Raw genomic sequence first — 1,316 nt, 5'->3', positions numbered from 1 at the left:
CTGCGGTCTTTTTGTGTTTTATGGATAAGGAATCCCTTATCCATAGTACATAGGGCGGAATCGATATGGAAAAACCATTACGTATTGGCATCATTGCTGGCGAGTTATCTGGTGATACGCTAGGGGAAGGCTTTATCAAGGCAGTGAAAGAACGATACCCGAATGCAGAGTTCGTTGGCATCGGTGGGCCAAAGATGATCGCGCAAGGCTGTGAATCTCTTTTTGATATGGAAGAGTTAGCTGTAATGGGTTTAGTTGAAGTGCTTGGACGATTACCTCGTTTGTTAAAAGTAAAAGCTGAGCTTGTTAAGTACTTCACTCAGAACCCGCCAGATGTTTTTGTCGGTATTGATGCGCCAGATTTTAACTTGCGTCTAGAGTTAGATTTAAAGCAAGTAGGCATTAAAACCGTGCACTACGTGAGCCCTTCAGTATGGGCGTGGCGTCAAAAGCGTATCTTCAAAATTGAGGCTGCGACCAACCTGGTACTGGCTTTTCTACCGTTTGAAAAGGCGTTTTACGATAAATTTAACGTGCCTTGTGAGTTTATCGGCCACACCTTAGCGGATGCTATTCCTTTGCAATCTGAGCAAGCGCCTGCGCGAGATCTGCTAGGACTTGAACAAGACAAAAAATGGTTAGCAGTTTTACCGGGTAGCCGTGGTAGTGAGCTCAAGATGCTCTCTCAACCATTCATTGAGACGTGCAAGCTTCTGCACCAAAAATACCCCGGTTTGGGCTTTGTAGTGGCGCTAGTTAATCAAAAACGTCGAGAGCAATTTGAGCAAGCGTGGAAAGAGCATGCGCCCGAGCTTGATTTCAAATTGGTGGATGATACGGCTCGCAATGTTATTACAGCCTCTGATGCGGTAATGCTAGCATCTGGAACGGTAGCGTTAGAGTGCATGTTGCTTAAGCGTCCTATGGTTGTTGGCTATCGCGTCAATGCCTTTACCGCCTTTCTGGCCAAGCGCCTATTGAAAACTAAGTACGTGTCACTACCCAATATTCTCGCAGATGACGAACTGGTTAAAGAGTATCTTCAAGACGATTGCACACCAGACAACTTGTTCAATGAAGTTTCTCGTTTGCTAGAGAGTGATAATAAGCCAATGCTTGATAAGTTCACCGAAATGCATCATTGGATTCGTAAAGACGCGGATCAACAAGCTGCGAATGCAGTATTGAAATTGATTGAAAAATAGAGAAGTACCATGGTCGCGAAAGCAAAAACGACAAAAGCAAAAGTAGAGCTCCCTCCGTTTGAATACCCTCAAGGCTACCAATTGATCGCCGGAGTCGATGAAGTTGGACGC

Annotated in this window: 1 protein-coding gene and 1 pseudogene; both read left to right on the top strand. The window is 45.0% G+C overall.

The window, feature by feature from the left end:
• Positions 1–65: 65 nt before the first annotated feature.
• Complete coding sequence (gene lpxB, locus R7Q38_RS23570; protein WP_202632053.1) at positions 66–1,205, top strand: lipid-A-disaccharide synthase; 1,140 nt, start codon at positions 66–68, stop codon at positions 1,203–1,205.
• A gap of 9 nt (positions 1,206–1,214) precedes the next feature.
• Positions 1,215–1,316: pseudogene (locus tag R7Q38_RS23565) on the top strand (ribonuclease HII); the annotation flags it as partial.

The organism is Vibrio sp. Vb0598, from assembly GCF_033338935.1.
Classification (GTDB): Bacteria; Pseudomonadota; Gammaproteobacteria; order Enterobacterales; family Vibrionaceae; genus Vibrio; species Vibrio alginolyticus.
This window is presented reverse-complemented; position numbering and strand designations above follow the sequence as displayed.